The sequence below is a fragment of the Thalassobaculum litoreum DSM 18839 genome, assembly GCF_900102465.1.
Classification (GTDB): domain Bacteria; phylum Pseudomonadota; class Alphaproteobacteria; order Thalassobaculales; family Thalassobaculaceae; genus Thalassobaculum; species Thalassobaculum litoreum.
Window position 1 is genome coordinate 33,315 of sequence record NZ_FNBW01000016.1, and the last position, 17,852, is coordinate 51,166.

The 17,852-nt window shown below is 66.9% G+C and carries 14 protein-coding genes; 3 read left to right on the plus strand and 11 right to left on the minus strand.

Annotated features, from left to right (window positions below; genetic code table 11):
- Window positions 1–107: 107 nt before the first annotated feature.
- Complete coding sequence (locus BLS34_RS21000) at window positions 108–1,637, minus strand: M81 family metallopeptidase (protein WP_093153594.1); 1,530 nt, start codon at window positions 1,635–1,637, stop codon at window positions 108–110.
- A gap of 111 nt (window positions 1,638–1,748) precedes the next feature.
- Here BLS34_RS21000 and BLS34_RS21005 point away from each other — a divergent pair, with 111 nt between their 5' ends.
- Window positions 1,749–2,228 carry an NUDIX hydrolase gene (locus BLS34_RS21005; RefSeq protein WP_211228900.1) on the plus strand — a complete coding sequence of 160 codons (480 nt, stop codon included), beginning with the start codon at window positions 1,749–1,751 and terminating at the stop codon, window positions 2,226–2,228.
- Here the strand turns inward: BLS34_RS21005 and dnaE are convergent.
- Window positions 2,225–5,716 (minus strand): DNA polymerase III subunit alpha, encoded by a 3,492-nt coding sequence (dnaE, locus tag BLS34_RS21010; protein WP_093153596.1) that lies wholly within the window; start codon window positions 5,714–5,716, stop codon window positions 2,225–2,227. The genes BLS34_RS21005 and dnaE overlap by 4 nt on opposite strands.
- Window positions 5,717–6,012: 296 nt before the next feature.
- On the opposite strand from dnaE, the gene BLS34_RS21015 reads away from it, so the two are divergent.
- Window positions 6,013–7,239, plus strand: a complete 1,227-nt coding sequence (locus BLS34_RS21015) for a pentapeptide repeat-containing protein (RefSeq protein ID WP_028794574.1) — start codon at window positions 6,013–6,015, stop codon at window positions 7,237–7,239.
- 6 nt (window positions 7,240–7,245) lie between these two features.
- Here the strand turns inward: BLS34_RS21015 and BLS34_RS21020 are convergent, their stop codons facing one another.
- The 7 genes from BLS34_RS21020 to BLS34_RS21050 all read right to left on the minus strand — a co-directional run bounded on the left by BLS34_RS21020 (window position 7,246) and on the right by BLS34_RS21050 (window position 14,648).
- Window positions 7,246–7,977, minus strand: a complete 732-nt coding sequence (locus tag BLS34_RS21020) for an ABC transporter ATP-binding protein (protein ID WP_093153601.1) — start codon at window positions 7,975–7,977, stop codon at window positions 7,246–7,248.
- Window positions 7,970–9,217: a lipoprotein-releasing ABC transporter permease subunit gene (locus tag BLS34_RS21025; protein WP_093153603.1), complete on the minus strand. Its 1,248-nt coding sequence runs from the start codon at window positions 9,215–9,217 to the stop codon at window positions 7,970–7,972. Before BLS34_RS21025 ends, BLS34_RS21020 begins: the two co-directional genes overlap by 8 nt.
- 82 nt (window positions 9,218–9,299) lie before the next feature.
- On the minus strand, window positions 9,300–10,613 hold the full coding sequence (proS, locus tag BLS34_RS21030; protein WP_028794571.1) for a proline--tRNA ligase: 1,314 nt from the start codon (window positions 10,611–10,613) through the stop codon (window positions 9,300–9,302).
- A gap of 225 nt (window positions 10,614–10,838) precedes the next feature.
- On the minus strand, window positions 10,839–11,327 hold the full coding sequence (locus BLS34_RS21035) for a MarR family winged helix-turn-helix transcriptional regulator (RefSeq protein ID WP_175474327.1): 489 nt from the start codon (window positions 11,325–11,327) through the stop codon (window positions 10,839–10,841).
- A gap of 105 nt (window positions 11,328–11,432) precedes the next feature.
- Complete coding sequence (gene mmsB / locus BLS34_RS21040) at window positions 11,433–12,323, minus strand: 3-hydroxyisobutyrate dehydrogenase (RefSeq protein ID WP_093153606.1); 891 nt, start codon at window positions 12,321–12,323, stop codon at window positions 11,433–11,435.
- A 75-nt stretch (window positions 12,324–12,398) separates the two neighbouring features.
- Window positions 12,399–13,475: an enoyl-CoA hydratase/isomerase family protein gene (locus BLS34_RS21045; RefSeq protein WP_028794568.1), complete on the minus strand. Its 1,077-nt coding sequence runs from the start codon at window positions 13,473–13,475 to the stop codon at window positions 12,399–12,401.
- A gap of 30 nt (window positions 13,476–13,505) precedes the next feature.
- Window positions 13,506–14,648 carry an isobutyryl-CoA dehydrogenase gene (locus tag BLS34_RS21050; RefSeq protein ID WP_093153608.1) on the minus strand — a complete coding sequence of 381 codons (1,143 nt, stop codon included), beginning with the start codon at window positions 14,646–14,648 and terminating at the stop codon, window positions 13,506–13,508.
- Window positions 14,649–14,851: 203 nt separating this feature from the next.
- Between BLS34_RS21050 and hemB the strand changes: the two genes are divergently transcribed.
- Window positions 14,852–15,877 carry a porphobilinogen synthase gene (gene hemB / locus BLS34_RS21055; protein WP_093153609.1) on the plus strand — a complete coding sequence of 342 codons (1,026 nt, stop codon included), beginning with the start codon at window positions 14,852–14,854 and terminating at the stop codon, window positions 15,875–15,877.
- Window positions 15,878–15,950: 73 nt separating this feature from the next.
- Here hemB and BLS34_RS21060 read toward each other — a convergent pair whose 3' ends face one another.
- Both BLS34_RS21060 and BLS34_RS21065 read right to left on the minus strand, forming a co-directional pair.
- Window positions 15,951–16,958: a YheT family hydrolase gene (locus tag BLS34_RS21060; RefSeq protein WP_093153612.1), complete on the minus strand. Its 1,008-nt coding sequence runs from the start codon at window positions 16,956–16,958 to the stop codon at window positions 15,951–15,953.
- Entirely contained in the window at window positions 16,948–17,835 is an 888-nt protein-coding gene (locus tag BLS34_RS21065) for an alpha/beta fold hydrolase (RefSeq protein WP_028794564.1), read from the minus strand. The genes BLS34_RS21060 and BLS34_RS21065 overlap by 11 nt, the downstream gene beginning before the upstream one ends.
- Window positions 17,836–17,852 lie beyond the last annotated feature (17 nt).

A 17,852-nucleotide genomic window follows, 5' to 3' on the forward strand; every position in this document is an offset into this window, starting at 1 on the left:
AAGCTTGCTGGAACGGTCGGGAAAAACTCGGAGCTGCTCCAGCACGCCGCCCCCTCGGTCCCGGCACAGGGCCGGGAAGACGAGTATGAGCAATGGAGCCCGGATCCCTAAACCGGCGGCGTCCAGGTGGTCTCCGGATCGAGCGGGTAGACCGGGCGCGGCAGGCCCTTCCAGTCGAAATTCGCCAGGTTCGGCGAGGTCAGGCCCGGCACGTCCACCTCGATGATCCGCTCCGGCGGGAACAGGTGCTGGAAACCGGCGCGGAAATGGCCCCGAGACTTCACTACGATGGAGCGCGCGCCGACCACGTCCAGCCCCAGCTCCTCGATGAAGTCGGTGGACAGGCACTGCTGGCGCTTGGTGATGACGATCAGCGTGATTCCGTCCAGCGCCAGGATCGCGGTGTCGCCCAGGCTGACGCTCTTGCCCGCGACCATGCCGTGGCGGCCGACGAACTCGCCGTCATGCAGGCGCACGACCCGGGCGTCCCACTCCAGCGGGTCGGAGTAGTTCGCCGTCTCCTGCGTGTTCATCCTGGCCCGGAAGGTGCCGCCCTCGCCCGCCGCCTGGGCCTGCTCGACCAGGGCCGGGTCGTAGAACACCGCGAAGACCGCGCCATGCACGCCGGCCTCCAGAAAGGCCTTCAGGATATAGGTGGTGTTGCCGCGCCCGCCGCCGCCGGGATTGTCGGCCGGATCGGCGAAGAGCAGCGACGGCAGCACCGCGTCGGCACCGACCGCCTTGGCCTTCGCCACCGCCGCGTCCAGCGCCATCATGTTGGTCTGATAGCGCTCATGCTCGGCCCAGCCGGCCTTGGCGAGCTCGATCGCCAGGGCCTTGGCGTGCTCCGGGTCGTTGCGGGTGGTGACGATCACCGTCATGCCGTTCTTCGGGGTGTCGGCGAAGGCGAAGCCGGAGACGATGGAGATGTTCATCACCCGGTCGTCCAGCTTGGTCTGGCCCAGGCGGATCAGGTCGCCGTAAGGATGTCCCTCGGCGGTGAGCTGGGTCACGGACGGCGCCACCAGCGGCAGACGCACCCGGTAGGCGGTCGGCTTGACCCCGGTGGTCAGCATCTCGTCCATCAGGGTCGCCGCCTCCGCGCCCCGCTCGTAGATATCCACATGCGGATTCTCGCGGTAGCCGATCAGGATGTCCGCACTGTCCATCATCACCTCGGAGATGTTGCAGTGCAGATCCAGGCTCGCCACCACGGCCACGGCCGGCCCGACGCAGCGCCGGACGAGCGCGAAGACCTCGCCGTCCGGGTCGTGGGTATGGGTCGCCGTCGCCCCGCCATGCTCGGCGATATAGACGCCGTCGAGTGTGCCGGCCGCCTTCAGGCCCGCCTCGAACTCGGCGAGCAGTTCGTTGAAGAACCCCTCCTCCACCGGTCCGGCCGGCTGCGAGGCGGCATGGGTGACCGGCACCGGCTCCCAGCCGTCCACGCCGTATTTCTCGTCCATCACCGCATAGAAGCCGCGGATGCCGTTATAGAGCGGCGACGGCTCCTTGCGCGCCAGCTCGGTGATTTCCGCCCCCCGGTAATACCCGCGCTGCTCGAAGTCCCAGCGCTTGCACGGCGGCGCGAAGGCGTTGCTTTCCAGCGAGAAACCGAGAATGGCGATGCGTTTCATGATAGTCCCTTGAGTGCGTGGAGTCGGCGACCGCGCCGTCGCGGCGCACACTGACCGCCGAAATCCGATCCGCTATAGAGAGCAGCCGGACAGCGAGCGGAAGCGATCAGCATGACGGACATCATTCACCGAAATGCCGTGAGGGCAATCCTCCTAACGCCCGAAGCGGCGGTTCTTCTGATGCGGATCAGGCTGCCCGGCCGGCCGGTCTTCTGGATCGCGCCCGGCGGCGGGATCGAAGGCGACGAACCGCCGGACACTGCCCTGCGGCGCGAGTTGCAGGAGGAAGTGGGGCTGTCCGCCTTCGAGCCGGGCCCGCTGCTCTGGCGTCGCCGGCACACCTTCAGCGTCGGCGCGAAGCGCTACTGCCAGACCGAGGCGTATTACGCGGTGCACACGCCCCGCTTCGAGCCGGCGATGTCCGACGCCGTGGAAGCGACCGTGCTGGATGCCTTCCAATGGTGGTCGCTGGACGGTCTCCACCGACTGACCGACCCGGTGGCTCCCAGAACTCTGGCGACGATCGTCGACCGGTACCTGCGCCACGGCCCTCCGCAAGGGCCGCTGTCTCTCGATGTGGAAACCGACTAGAGATCCTTCACGTAGTCGATCCCCGGCAGCGCCTTCACCGCGCCGCGCAGCCGGCTGGAGACCTGATAGGCCTCCGGCAGCTTGATGCGCACGTCGCCGCGGGCGGTCGGCACCACCACGTGGATGCGGCCGCGGCCCCTGCCCTCGTTCTGGATCAGGCTCTTCAGCGTCTCCAGGGGCGAGGTGTCGTGCAGGAAGATCTCCAGCCCGGCCGCGGTGCGCTCCACCGCCTTGTCCAGCGGCTCCACCGAGGAGGCCAGCAGGCGCAGGTTGTCGTCCTCGATCCTCGCATCGGCCCGCACCAGGAGCGGTTCGCCGGCGTCGAGCAGGTCGCGGGACGAGGCCAGCACCTCGGAGAACATCGTCACCTCGAACACGCCGGTGCGGTCGGTGAGTTGGGCGAAGGCGAAGCGGTTGCCGGACTTGGAGGTGCGGATCTGCCGGCCGACCACGATGCCGGCCAGCACCAGCCGGGTCTGGCCCCCCTTGCGCACCGCCGCGGCATGGGCCTCGGTGGAGGACACCACCTCCAGCCGCGCCAGGCTCTCCGCATAGGCGTCCAACGGATGGGCCGACAGGTAGAAGCCGAGCGCGTCGAACTCCTCCTTCAGCCGGTCCATCTGCGGCCATTCGGGGCGGCTCTTCAGGCGGATGTCCTGTTCCTGCGGCGCGCCGCCCTCCACGGCGAAGAGGCTGACCTGATTGGACTTGCGCTCGCTCGCCGCGAGACTGACGTGGCGCACAATTGTCTCAAGGCTTTCAAATAGCTCCGCGCGGTTCCTATGAAGCTGGTCGAAGGCGCCGGCCCGCACCAGATTCTCCAGCAGGCGCTTGTTGACCTGGGTCGGATCGGCGCGGTCGGCGAAGTCGGACAGGCTCTTGAACGGCCCGTCCGCCTCGCGCAGCTCGACCAGCGCGTCCATGGCCGAGCCGCCGACGTTCTTCACCGCCGCCAGCGCATAGCGGATGCCGTAGGTGCCGTCGTCCTTGCGCTCCACCGCGAAGTCGCGGCGCGACCTGTTGATGTCCGGCGGCATCAGGTCGATCTTGAGCTTCTGCAGTTCCTGGCGGAACACGTTCAGCTTGTCGGTATTGCCCATGTCGTAGGTCATCGACGCGGCCAGGAACTCGACCGGGTAGTTCGCCTTCAGATAGGCGGTGTGATAGCTGACCAGGGCATAGGCGGCGGCGTGGGACTTGTTGAAGCCGTAGCCGGCGAAGGCGGCGATCTGGTCGAAGATGCCGCTCGCCTGGGCCTTGTCCACGCCCTGCTCGACGGCGCCGTTCACGAACTTCTCGCGCTGGGCGTCCATCTCCTCCTTGATCTTCTTACCCATGGCCCGGCGCAGCAGGTCGGCGCCGCCCAGCGTGTAGCCGGACAGCCGCTGGGCCGCCTGCTGCACCTGCTCCTGATAGATCATGATGCCGAAGGTCTCCTTCAGCACCGGCTCCAGAACCGGGTGCATGTAGTCGGGCCGCTCCTCGCCGTGCTTGCAGGCGATGTATTTCGGGATGTTCGCCATCGGGCCCGGCCGATAGAGGGCGACCAGGGCGATGATGTCCTCGAAACGGTCGGGGCGCAGGCGGCGCAGCACGTCGCGCATGCCCGAACTTTCCAACTGGAACACGCCGGTGCTCTCGCCCTTGGCCAACATGGCGTAGGTCGGCCCGTCGTCGAGCGGCACCTTCGACAGGTCGATCTCGATTCCCCGCTCCTTCAGATGGTCGACGGCGCGCTGCAGCACGGTCAGGGTCTTCAGGCCGAGGAAGTCGAACTTCACCAGCCCGGCCTGCTCCACCCATTTCATGTTGAACTGGGTGACCGGCATGTCGGAGCGCGGATCGCGGTACAGCGGCACCAGATGGTCCAGCGGCCGGTCGCCGATCACCACACCGGCGGCGTGGGTGGAGGAGTTGCGGTACAGCCCCTCCAGCTTCAGGGCGGTCTTGATCAGGTTGGCGACGTTCTCGTCGGCATCGCGCTGGGCCCGCAGATCCTCCTCGGTCTGCAGCGCCTGCTCCAGGGTGACCGGATTGGCCGGGTTGTTCGGCACCAGCTTGCAGATCCGGTCGACCTGGCCGTAGGGCATCTCCAGCACGCGGCCGACGTCGCGCAGGGCGGCCCGGGCCTGGAGCTTACCGAAGGTGATGATCTGGGCGACCCGGTCGCGGCCGTACTTCTCCTGCACGTAGCGGATCACCTCGTCGCGGCGGTCCTGGCAGAAGTCGATGTCGAAGTCCGGCATGGACACGCGTTCGGGGTTCAGGAAGCGCTCGAACAGCAACCCCCAGCGCAGCGGATCCAGGTCGGTGATCAGCAGCGAATAGGCGACGAGCGAGCCGGCACCCGACCCGCGGCCCGGGCCGACCGGGATGTTCTTCGCCTTCGCCCATTTGATGAAGTCCGACACGATCAGGAAGTAACCGGGGAAGCCCATCTGCTCGATGATCCCCAGTTCCATCGCCAGCCGCTCGTGATAGGGCTTGGCCGCCGCCGCGCGGCCCGCCGCGTCCATGTCCTCCGTATAGACATGGGCGGCCAGCCGGCCCTGCAACCCCTCCTCCGCCTGGGCCCGCAGCTCCTCGGTCTCGGTGCGGCCGCCCTCGGTCTCGAAGCGCGGCAGGATCGGCGCCAGCTTCTCCGGCATCACCGCGCAGCGCCGGGCGATCACCAGCGTGTTGTCGATCGCCTCCGGCAGGTCGGCGAACAGCTCGCGCATCTCCTCCGCCGTCTTGAAGCGGTGATGCGGCGTCACCCGCCAGCGTTTCGGATTGCCGATGGTCGTGCTCTGGGCGATGCAGAGCAGCACGTCCTGGGGCTCGTGCATGCCCGGATCGGCGAAGAACACGTCGTTGGTCGCCACCAGCGGCAGGTCGCGGGCGTAGGCCAGGTCGATCAGCGGTCCCTCGATCCGGTTCTCCTCGTCGAGGAAATGGCGCTGAAGCTCGATATAAAGCCGGTCCGGAAACAGCCCCTGAAGCTGGGTCAGCATCGCCTCGGCATCTGCCCTGCGCCCTTCCAGCAGCAGCCGGCCCACGCCGCCCTTCATGCCGCCGGTGAGCGCGATCAGCCCCTCGGTACGGCCCTCCATGTCCTCAAGGGAGATCTGCGGCGCCTCCTCGCCCGTGCCGTCCAGGAAGGCCTGGCTGACCAGGCTCATCAGGTTGCGGTAGCCGGCCTCGTTCTGGGCGATCAGCGGCAGCTGGTCCGGCAGCACGTCGCGGCCGCCCACCACGCGCAGCCCCTTACGCTCGGTATCGACCGGCCGGCGGATGTTGAGCTGCACGCCGACGATCGGCTGCACCCCCTCGCCCGACGCCGTGACCGCGAACTCCAGGGCGCCGAACATGTTGCCGCTGTCGGTCATGGCGACAGCCGGCATGTTGTTCTGCTTGGCCAGCTTCACCAGCTGCTTGGCGTGGATCGCCCCTTCCGCCAGGGAATAGGCGGAATGCACACGGAGATGGACGAAATCGGCGTGAGTCATGGGGGGCCTCCGAAGGGATCGGCGATCATCCCATACGGCCGCTGCCAGGTCACCCGCGGTGACCGAACCGGCGGACCTTTCGCCCTTTCGGCCGCCGTCGCTGCGCCCGGGTGATCGGGAATCGCCGCGGATTCGTGCGACCCCGCAAGGAAAGCCTCTGATTTAAATTAAGTTAAAATTCTACCTAAACGGCAGGAAAGATAATAATTTTTTTGGTGTTCCTCCATCGAAATTAAGACTGTTTTAAGTCTCACGGGTGAATGCTGGGGCTCCCTTCTACAGAGGTATTTGCAGGCATGTCCGTCGCAGAGCCCAACGAGCCGTCGAAGTCGCCGACCGACATCCACGCGGTGTTCCGGGCGCATGTTTCCTATTTGCGTGGGGAACCCGGAGGCCGGCGCTGTCAGCTAAAGTCGGCCAAGTTCGACGGCCGCAACCTGGACAGCATCAATCTGCACCAGGCCACGCTGTCCGGGTCGACCTTCACCCGGACGTCCCTGGAGGAGACCGATCTCTCCAACGCCGACCTGTTCGCCTGTGACTTCTCTGCCGCGAACCTGCGCAACGCCTGTCTGAACAAGGCCGACCTGCGGGGCGCGAACTTCACGCTTGCGAACCTGTCCGGCGCCAAGCTCCGCGCCGCCGACCTGCGGCCCGGCCACATCCTGCAGTGGGGCGAAGAGGTAAAGCGCGTCTCCAGCCTGGCGGACGCCAACCTGGACGGCGCCGACCTGACCGACGCGAACGTGTCGGAGGCCAACATGGCGATGGCCAGCGCCAAGGGTGCCGTGTTCCACGACGTGGTTCTGCATGCGGTGAACCTGGCCGGTGCCGACCTGTCCGGCGCCGACCTGACCGGCTGCAACCTGAAGAACGCCAACCTCACGGGCACCAATCTCGACGGCGCCGATCTCAGCGGCGCCAACCTGACCGACGCCAATCTGCGCAACGTCGACCTGTCCAAGGCGAATGTCGAGACCGCCAACATGATGGGGGCGATCCACCGGGACAGCCAGCGGCCGCTGCCGGGCGAGATCGAAGTCATGCTGCGCGAGCACAGCAAATGGATCGCCAGCAACGGCACCATGGGCGCCCGCGCCAACCTGAAGGACTTCGACCTGGCGGAGCTGGACTTCTCCAGCTGCGACGTGCGCGGCGTCTGCTTCGACGGGGCGAATCTGAAGGGCGCGGCGTTCGTGCGCTCCGAGCTGTTCCTGACGTCATTCCAGGGCGCGAACCTGGAAGAGACCGATTTCTCGTTCGCCCGGGCGTCCGGCACCAACTTCGCCGGCGCGCTGCTGGCAGGGTCGGTCTTCATCAGCACCCGGGTCGAGGATGCCGAGATCATCGGCCCGGACGGTCACAAGACCGGACGCAGCCTGTTCGCCCGCTTCCGGGGAGCCGATCTCAACGGTGTGAATTTCGCCGGCAGCATTCTGGACGGCGCCGATCTGTCCGACGCCGACCTGACCGGTGCGAAGCTCGAATTCGCCAAGATCAAGCGCGCGCGGGGTATCGACTGAGCGGACTTACAGGGTCCGCTCGACCAGCCGTCCGTCGCGGAGCTCCACCACCCGATCCATCTGCGCCGCCAGATCCAGGTTGTGGGTGGCGATCAGGGCCGACAGCCCGGTGCCGCGCACAATGTGGGTCAGCTGGGCGAAAACATCCGCCGCCGTCTGCGGATCCAGGTTGCCGGTCGGCTCGTCCGCCAGCAGCACCCGCGGCACGTTGGCGATGCCGCGCACGATGGCGACCCGCTGCTGCTCGCCGCCCGACAGGCGCGCCGGACGGTGGCTCGCCCGTTCACTCAAGCCCACCATGTTGAGAAGCTGATCCGCCCGTTCCCGCGCCTCGCGCCTGGAGAGACCGGCGATCATCTGCGGAATCATGACATTCTCGCGGGCCGAGAACTCCGGCAGCAGATGGTGGAACTGATAGACGAAGCCGATGGTGCGCTGGCGGAAGCGCGTCCGCTCGCCGTCGCCCAGCTCGGCGCAGTTCCGCCCCCCCACCAGCACCTTGCCGCTCGTCGGCTGCTCCAGCAGGCCGGCGATGTGCAGCAGGGTGGACTTACCGGCGCCGGACGGCCCGACAAGCGCCACGATCTGTCCCTCGTTCAGCGTCATGTCGATGCCGCGCAGCACCCGCAGGGATTGGTCGCCCATGCCGAAGACCCGGGTGACGCCCTCGAGCACCAGGGCCTTGCCGTCTTTGCCCGCCTGGCGCGGCGCCGGCGGCGGCATCAGCGGTTCATTCATAGCGCAGCGCCTCGACCGGATCGATGCGGGCGGCCCGCCAGGCCGGGTAGATCGTGGCGGCGAAGCTCAGCCCAAGCGCCATGGCGATGACGACGATCACCTCGGTCGGGTCCATCTTCGCCGGCACGTTGGTCAGGAAGTAGATCTCCGGCGGGAAGACCGAGGTGCCGAACACCGTCTCCACCCAGTCCTGGATCGCGTGGATGTTGATGACGAAGAGCAGGCCGAGGGCGGCGCCGACCAGCGTGCCCAGCACCCCGATGCTCGCCCCCGTCATGAAGAAGATCCGCGTGACCATCCCGCGCGACGCTCCCATGGTCCGCAGCACCGCGATGTCCCTGCCCTTGTCCTTCACCAGCATGATCATCGAGCTGATGATGTTGAAGGCCGCGACCAGGATGATCAGCGTCAGGATCAGGAACATGACGTTGCGTTCGACCTGCAACGCATTGAAGAAGCTGCTGTTCTGCTGCTGCCAGTCGCGGAAGTACACCTCCGGCGGCAGCGCCTGCATCATGTTGAGCCGGACCTCCTTCAGCGAATCCGGATCAACCGTGAAGATCTCCAGGGCGTTGACCGAGTCGCCCTTCTGGAAGAACACCTGGGCCGCCTCCAGCGGCATGTAGACGAAGCTGTTGTCGTATTCGTACATGCCGACCTCGAACAGCGCGACGACCTCATAGGCCTTCATGCGCGGCATGCTGCCGACCACGGTCACCGCCGAGGACGGCGAGATCAGGGTCACCCGGTCGCCGACCCGCAGCCCCAGCCGGTTGGCCAGCCGGGAGCCGACCACCACGGCATCCTTGCCCTCGAAACCCTCCAGGGAGCCGACCTTGATGTTGTCGGCGATCAGCGACTTGCCCATCAGGTCGCTCGGCCGCATGCCACGCACGGCGCCGCCCGAGGCGACACCGTTCGCGGTCAGCATGGCCTGGCCCTCGACCTGCGGGGTGACGCTGAACACGCCCGGCACCGAGGCCGCCTCCACGACGAGCTGGTCGTAGTTCTCGATCGACCCGTCCACGGCGTAGACGCCGGCATGGCCGTTCAGGCCCAGGATCCGGCCGATCAGTTCGGCCCGGAAGCCGTTCATCACGCTCATGACGATGATCAGGGTGGCCACCCCGAGCCCGATGCCGAGCAGGGAAAATCCGGCGATGACCGAGATGAATCCCTCCTGGCGACGCGCCCGCAGGTAGCGCATGGCCACCATCCGCTCGAATGCACCGAAGATCATGCCCGCCCTCTGTGTAAGGCGCGCACTGTCGGCGCCATATGCGGCGAGATCGTGGCGTGCAGCATCGTCACCGGGCCGCCGGTCAGCCGGCGAACCGGTTCAGCGCGGCCTCCGGAGACATCTCCTCGCGCTCGCCGGTCTTGCGGTTCTTCACCTCGACCACGCCGTTCGCCAGACCGCGCGGACCGACGACGATCTGCCAGGGAAGACCGATCAGATCCATGGTGGCGAGCTTGGCACCCGGACGGTCCGAACTGTCGTCCATCAGCACGTCCACGCCGGCCGTGCCGAGCTTGGCGTACAGATCCTCGGTCGCCGCGTCGCAGGCCGAGTCGCCGACCTTCAGGTTGACCAGGCCGATATGGAACGGCGCCACCTGTTCCGGCCAGACGATGCCGTTCTCGTCATGGCTGGCCTCGATAATGCCGCCGACCAGCCGCGAGACGCCGACGCCGTAGGAGCCCATATGGACCTCGGTCTCCTTGCCGTCCGGCCCGGCCACCTTGGCGCCCAGCGGCGCGGAGTACTTGGTGCCGAAATAGAAGATGTGGCCGACCTCGATGCCGCGGGTATGGACCAGATCCGACTCGCCGACCGGGCAGCTCGCCGCATCGTGCTTCTCGTCGGTCGCGGCATAGCGCGCCAGGCAGGCATCGACGATCGGCTGCAGGTCGCCCTCGTAGTCGACATCGGCGGGCACCGCGTCGGTGGTCAGCCAATCCTTGTGGCAGAACACCTCGCTCTCGCCGGTCTCGGCCAGGATGATGAACTCATGGCTCATGTCGCCGCCGATCGGACCGCTGTCGGCCGCCATCGGAATCGCCTTCAGCCCCAGCCGGTCGAAGGTCCGCAGATAGGCGACGAACTGGCGGTTATAGGCCAGCCGGGCGGCGTCCTTGTCGATGTCGAAGGAATAGGCGTCCTTCATCAGGAATTCGCGGCCACGCATCACGCCGAACCGGGGGCGCACCTCGTCGCGGAACTTCCACTGGATGTGATAGAGCCGGCCCGGCAGCTCGCGGTAGCTGCGCACATGGGCGCGGAAGATGTCGGTGATCTGCTCCTCGTTGGTCGGCCCGTAGAGCATGTCGCGCTCGTGCCGGTCGGTGATGCGGAGCATCTCCTTGCCGTAGTCGTCGTAGCGGCCGCTCTCCCGCCACAGGTCGGCCGGCTGGATCGTCGGCATCAGGACCTCGTTCCAGCCCGCGGCGTTTTGCTCCTCGCGCACGATCTGTTCGATCCGCTTCAGCACCTTGAAGCCGAGCGGCAGCCAGGAATAGATGCCCGCGCTGGACTGCTGCATCATCCCCGCCCGCAGCATCAGACGGTGGGACACGATCTCCGCCTCGCGGGGCGTGTCCTTCATGGTCGGCAGGAAATAGCGGGACAGGCGCATCGAGTTCCTCGGCAACAACGGGTGACGCGCCGTCCGGCGCGGATCTGCGCGCGCGTCGGAAGCGGAGCCCCGGGCGCGGTGCGGCGCACTCTAGAAAAGCACCCAGGGACTGTCCAAGGGAAATCCGGCCCCGGCAATATCGGTCAAGGCCAATCGATCCAAAGGCTGCGCCCTGGAGAGACTTGGAAGACGGTCAGGCTGGAAGCGGCCGCGTCGCGGACCGGATCAGACGCCGCGCAGGCCGAAATTCAGCAGCGAGATCCAGAACCGCTCGAGATCGCGGTAGGAGGTGCTGGCGGTCTTCAGGTTGCCCGCCTCGACCGGCACGCCCGGCAACGCCTTGGCATGGCGCTCGAACATGGCGTCGATCTCCTTGCACAGGTCCAGGCCCTTGTCGGACAGACGCACGCGGATCGACCGCCGGTCATGGGTGGAACGCTCCTGCACCAGGTAGCCGTTCTCCACCATCTTGCGGACGTTGTAGGAGACGTTCGACCCCAGGTAATAGCCCCGGTTCGTCAGTTCCCCGACCGTCAGTTCCTCATCGCTGATATTGAACAGGATGAGGGCCTGAATGTTGTTGATATCCTCGACGCCGATGCGATCAAGCTCGGTCTTCACCACTTCCAGAAACTGGCGGTGAAGGCGCTCGATCAGCTTGATCGCGTCCAAATACTCGCGGCGGAGGTCCGTCACATCATCCGTCATTGTCATCGCATATCCCGCCGCTACTCGTCCCTATAACCGATACCATTGGAGACGCGCACCCATCAACGGGTCTAGACCAACACGTCTACACACGCAACTCGTTTCGATGAATTAGAAATCTCCGTCGCCCCGGATCATCTTGATGATGCCCGAGAAATCCGTGTCGGCGTGGCCGCGGTCGACATAGTCCCGGAACAACTGCATGGCCTCCGCGCCCAGCGGAGTCTGCGCGTGGACCTGCTCGGCGGCGTCCTGGGAGAGGCCCAGATCCTTCAGCATCATCGCCGCGGTGAAACCCGGCTTGAAGTCGCGGTTGGAAGCCGCCGTTTCGGTCAGCCCCGGCACCGGACAGTTCACCGTCATCGACCAGCTCTGGCCGGAGGATTTCGAGCTGATGGCGAACAGCTTGGCGGTGTCCAAACCAAGCTTTTCCGCCATCGAGAAGGCTTCGCACTGGCCGATCGTGTTGATCGCCAGCATCATGTTGTTGCAGATCTTCGCCGCCTGGCCGTTGCCGCTGCCGCCGGCGTGAACGATGGTCTTGCCCATCGCCTCCAGGATCGGCTTGGCGCGGTCGAAGGCCGTCTCGGAACCGCCGACCATGAAGGTCAGGGTCGCGGCAGCCGCACCGGTGGTGCCGCCCGAGACCGGGGCGTCGACCATCTCCAGCCCCTTGGCGGCGGCGTCGGAAGCGACCGCGCGGGCGGTCGCCACGTCGATGGTCGAGCAATCGATCAAGAGGGTGCCGTCGGCAACCTTAGGCAGAATCGACTCGCCATACACGGCTTTAACCTGAGGCCCCGCCGGCAGCATGGAGACGACGATTTCGACCGAATCGACACACCCTTCGGTCGAACTGGCGGTATCGCCACCCGCCGCCTCGAGGGCTTTGCGCTGGTCCTCCGACAGATCGAAGCCGCGCACGGTGTGCCCCGCCTTGATCAGGTTGGTCGCCATGGGCAGGCCCATGTTCCCGAGGCCGATGAAACCGATCGTCGCCATCTTGTCCCTCCCGAGGACCTTATTGTCGTTGCCGCGAACGCGTGCGGCGCATGCTCAAGCCTGCCCGGCCCGCGGTCAAGCCAGGGACCAGTCGCCGTGGGCCGGCGCGCTGAAATGCGCCGCCACGAGGTCGTCGCCGACCTCGGCCAGGGTCGCCGGCTGCCATTTCGGCGCATGGTCCTTGTCGACCAGCACCGCACGGATGCCCTCGTAGTAGTCGTGCCCGGCCATGCAGGCCTGCGACAGCCGGTATTCCATCCGCAGCACCTCGGCGAGGTTGGACGCCTCCCTGCCTCGGCGCATCAGCTCCAGGCTGATCTTCATGCTGGTGGGCGACTTGGACAGCAGATTGTCCCGGGTCTCGATGGCGAAGTCGGAGCCCTCGGCGGAAAGGGCATCGATGATCTCCTCCACCGTGTTCGGCTTGAAGCAGGTGTCGATCACGCCGCGATGGGACGCCAGCGGATCCGGGCCGGCCGGCTCGGCCAGCCGCTCCAGCACGTCGTTCACCGCCTGCCGTCCCGCCGCCCCGGCGGCCATCGCCGAGGCGAGCTGCGCCTCGAAGCCCTCCAGCCGGCTCGACGGCACGAAATGGGTGCCGATGCCGAGCGCGCAGGCGCCGTCGGCATGGAGCCGCGCGCCGGTCAGCGCCAGATACGTCCCGCTCTCGCCCGGCAGGCGCGGCAGGAACCAGCCGCCGCCCACATCCGGGAACAGGCCGATCGCGGTCTCCGGCATGGCGAACATCAGCCGCTCGGTGACGATCCGATGCGAGCCGTGGATCGACACGCCCACGCCGCCGCCCATGGTCACCCCGTCCAGCAGGGCGACGAAGGGTTTGGAGAACGCGTGGATCTGGTGATTGAGACGGTACTCGTCGAAGAAGAAGGTCTTCGAGAGCTCCGACGGCTTGCCGCCATTGTCTTCCTTGACCGACTTCCAGACCGCGCGGACGTCGCCGCCGGCGCAGAACGCCTTCTCGCCCTCGCCCTTGATCACCACGGCGCCGATTGCGTCGTCATGTTCCCAGTCCTCGAGCTTGGCCGCCATCTCCTTGACCATGCCGTGGGTCAGCGCGTTCAGCGCCTTGGGGCGGGTCATCTCGACCGTCGCTAGGCCGCCATCGGTCGAAAACTTGATCTCGTCGCTCACATCCGTCTCCGGGAGGGTCAGGTGGGGTGGTCAGTTGGCGAGCAGCTTGCGGGCGATGATCACGCGCATGATCTCGTTGGTCCCTTCCAGGATCCGATGCACGCGCAGGTCCCGCAGCAGCCGCTCGATCGGGTAGTCCCTCAGGTACCCGTAACCGCCATGAAGCTGCAATGCCTCGTCGACGATCCGGTAGCAGATATCGGTGGCGAAACGTTTGGCCATGGCGGCGTGCTGGGTCGCCTCCGGCGATTTCGCGTCCAGGCTCGTGGCGGCGCGATGCACCATAAGGCGGGACGCCTCCAGCTCGGTGGCCATGTCGGCGAGTCGGAACTGGGTCGCCTGAAAATCGGCGATGGCCTGCCCGAAGGCCTTGCGGTCCTTCACATAGGCCAGCGATGCCTCCAGTGCCGCCCTGGCCCCGCCCAGGGAGCAGGCGGCGATGTTGATGCGGCCGCCGTCGAGCCCGGCCATGGCGATACGGAATCCCTGCCCTTCGGACCCGACCAGGTTCTCGGCCGGCACCTTGCAGTCGTCGAAATTGACCATCGCGGTCGGCTGGCTGTTCCAGCCGAGCTTCTTCTCGTTCTCGCCGAAGGACAGGCCCGGCGTGTCCTTCTCCACCAGGATGCAGGAGATGCCCTTGGCCCCCTCCTCTCCGGTGCGGCACATCACGGCATAGACGTCGCTGGTCCCGCCGCCCGAGATGAACGCCTTGCCGCCGTTCAGCACATAGTGCGAATTGCCGACCTTCTCCGCCCGCGTCTTCAGCGCCGCCGCGTCGGAGCCCGCCCCCGGCTCGGTCAGGCAGTAGCTGGCGATCTGCTCCATGGTGGCGAGCTTCGGCAGGAAGCGCTGGCGGATCTCGTCGCTGCCGTAGCTGTCCACCATCCAGGCGACCATGTTGTGGATCGACAGGAAGGCCGCCGTCGACACGCAGCCGGCGGACAGCTCCTCGAAGGCGATGGCCGCATCGAGCCGCCCGAGCCCGGAGCCACCGACATCGTCGCGCACATAGATCGCGCCGAGGCCGAGTTCCGCCAGGTCCTTCAGCACATCGACCGGGAAATGCGCCGTCTCGTCCCATTCCGCGGCGTTCGGTGTCAGGCGCTCGGCGGCGAAGGAGCGCGCCATGTCCTGAATCGCGCGCTGCTCTTCATTGAATTGGAAATCCATCTGCGTCCCTCCTGCGGGCTGCGGCCGGTGCGTCGGCGGTCGAACTATACGCCGACGGGCTTACCGTGTCGGGCCGCGCGGGATAATCTGAATCGCTTTCGGGCAAGTCAACGGTGCCCCAAGGTCAATCGGGCGCCGGCGCCGTTGCATCGCTAGATGGGTCGCTTACACTCAGGCGCAACAACAAGACGAACGAGGACGCCATGCCCTTCAACGGCCGCCCCAAGACCCTGATCGCACCGTCCACCGGCTATCCGACCACCCGGCTGCGCCGGCCGCGCCAGGCCGATTGGTCGCGCCGGCTGGTTGCCGAGAACGCGCTCAGCGTGAACGACCTGATCTGGCCGGTCTTCGTGCATGCCGGCGACGAGCCCCGGATCCCGGTGGAGAGCATGCCCGGCGTGATGCGCTATTCCGTTGCGGAACTGGCCGAGGTCGCGCGCGAGGCCGCCGATCTCGGCATCCCGGTGATCGGCGTGTTCCCGTATGTGGAAGGCGAGTTGAAGGACGCCCAGGGCAGCTATGCGGTGGCCGACAACAACGTGGTCTGCCAGGCGGTGGAGGCGGTGAAGAACGCGGTGCCGACCCTCGGCGTGATGTGCGACGCCGCCCTCGACCCGTTCACCAGCCACGGTCATGACGGGCTGCTGGAGGACGGCTCCATCCTGAACGACGAGACGGTGGAGATCCTGGTGCGCCAGTCGGTGCTGCAGGCCAGTGCCGGCTGCGACATCATCTCGCCGTCCGACATGATGGACGGCCGGGTCGGCGCCATCCGCAAGGGCCTGGACGAGGCCGGTTTCCAGGGCGTGCTGATCATGTCCTACGCGGCGAAATACGCGTCCGGGTTCTACGCCCCGTTCCGGGCGGCGGTGGGATCCGCCTCGACCCTGGGATCGGCGTCGAAATCGACCTATCAGATGGACCCCGCCAATTCCGACGAGGCCCTGCGCGAGGTGGCGCTGGACATCGCCGAGGGCGCGGACATGGTGATGGTCAAGCCGGGCATGCCCTATCTCGACATCGTGCGCCGCGTGAAGGACACGTTCGGGGTGCCGACCTACGCCTATCAGGTGTCCGGCGAGTACTCGATGATCATGGCCGCAGCCGAGCGCGGCTGGCTGGACGGCGAGCGGGCGATGATGGAGAGCCTGCTCGGCTTCAAGCGCGCCGGCGCCGACGGCATCCTGACCTATTTCGCCGTCGAGGTGGCCAAGCGGCTGCGGTAGGGGCTGTTTCTCTCCCCCATTTCCTCAACGCACTCCCCGGCACGAGGCCGGGGAGTGGGAGAAAAGAAGTAAGCTACAGCCCCGCCAGAAACCGCACCGCCTCGGCGTCGGACCATACGCCGCCGGGCGCGTGGAAGCCCACATGGCCGCCGTGCCGCGTGAGCGTGGCCTGCACGCTCGGGCAAGCCTCCCAGTCCACCGTCAGATAGCCCGCCTTCGGGATCCAAGGATCGTCCAGCGCGTGGATCACCCGGGTCGGGATCGCGATCCGCGCCAGGAATCCGCTGGCCGAGTTCCGGGCGTAATAGTCGGCGGCATCGGCGAAACCGTTGCGCGGGGCGGTGAAGGCGTCGTCGAAGGCGATCACCGACCGCGCCGCCGCCAGCCGATCGCGCTCGAGCGCCGTCAAGCCACCCGGCACGCCCGCCACTTCCGCCCGCATCGCCGCCAGGAGGTGGCGGTGATACGCCGTGTTGCGCAGGATGGTGAAGTTCCGGGCGGTCCCCATCAGGTCGATCGGCGCCGAAATCGCCACCGCGCCCCGTACCCCCTTCTGCGCCCCGAACTCCGCCGCTCCCTTCAGCAGCATGTTCGCCCCGAGCGACCAGCCGACCAGCGCCACACCATCGGGCGCCACATCGTCGGTAGTCACGGCGTCGGCCCCGTCCAGGCCCAGGACCCGGTCGATCACCGCCGCCAGGTCCTCACTGCGGCCGGAATGGTACTGCTGGCGACACAGCGGCCGGCTGGCTCCCGCACCGCGCAGGTTGAGCCGCAAGGTGGAAAATCCCGCCTCCAGGAAGGTCCGGGCCGCCCGGCGCACATAGAGGCTCTCGGCACAGCCGGTCAGGCCGTGGATCAGGATCGCCAGCGGCCGGCCCGCCACCGGTTCCGCCGGCCGATCATGGATTCCGATCAGCGTGTCGCCGGTGCCGTCCGGCATCTCGAAGGACAGGGTCTGCGAGGCGGCCGCCGGCACCGGCTCGACCGGGCGGACAATGAAATCGCGGATGGTCTGGAGGTCCCCGCCGATCCAGGGGAAGCGCTGACGGAACGGCCGGACGCCGATCTCAGCCGGCATCGGCGACGGCGTCTTCCTCTGCCTCCTCGTCGAACGAGCGCAGCCAGTCGTGGACCACCTTGATCTGCTCCTCGGTCATCAGCGAGGGGGCGTGGCCGACGCCCGGGAATTCCACCAGCTCGGCCTTGGGGCCGGAGCGCGTCATGCGCTCGGCGGTCTCGCGGGTCAGGATGTCCGAATGCTCGCCGCGCAGCACCAGGGTCGGGCAGCGCACCTTGTCCCACACGTCCCACAGCTTCACGTCGGGCATCTCCTCGGTGAAGACGTCGCCGATCGCCGGGTCGTAGTGTAGGGCGTAGGTGCCATTCTCCTGGCGGATCGCCGAATGCAGCGTGAGGTCGGACCAGGCCAGGTCGTCGGGAATGCCGAAATCGGCATAGACCTCCTTGAAGTACTCCGCCGCCTCCTGGAGGTTCTTGAAGCGCGGGTCCTCGCCCACACGGGTGCCCAATCGGCTCAGCGCTTCGCCGGAGATCACCGGGCCGACATCGTTGAGGATCAGCCGGCGGATCGGCGATTCCTCGCGCGCCGCCAGCATCATGCCGATCAGCCCGCCCATGGACGTGCCGACGAAGTCGCACTCCTCCAGGCCACGATACTGGAAGAACGCGTCCATGTGCTTCAGGTAGGTGGGATAGTTGTACTCCGTCTTGTCGGCCAGCCAGCCGGAGCGGCCGCGGCCGACCACGTCGACCTCAATCACCCGGTAGTCCTTGGCCATGGCGATGGCGAGCCGGTCGAAATCCCGGCCGTTGCGGGTCATGCCGTGGACGCACACCACCACCCGGTCGCGCGACCGGTCGCCGAAATCCTGGAACGCCAGCCAGACGGTTCCATTATGGTCGGTGAAGGGAAAGCTTCCCGCGCTAGGACGCATGGTCGGAAACCCGATGC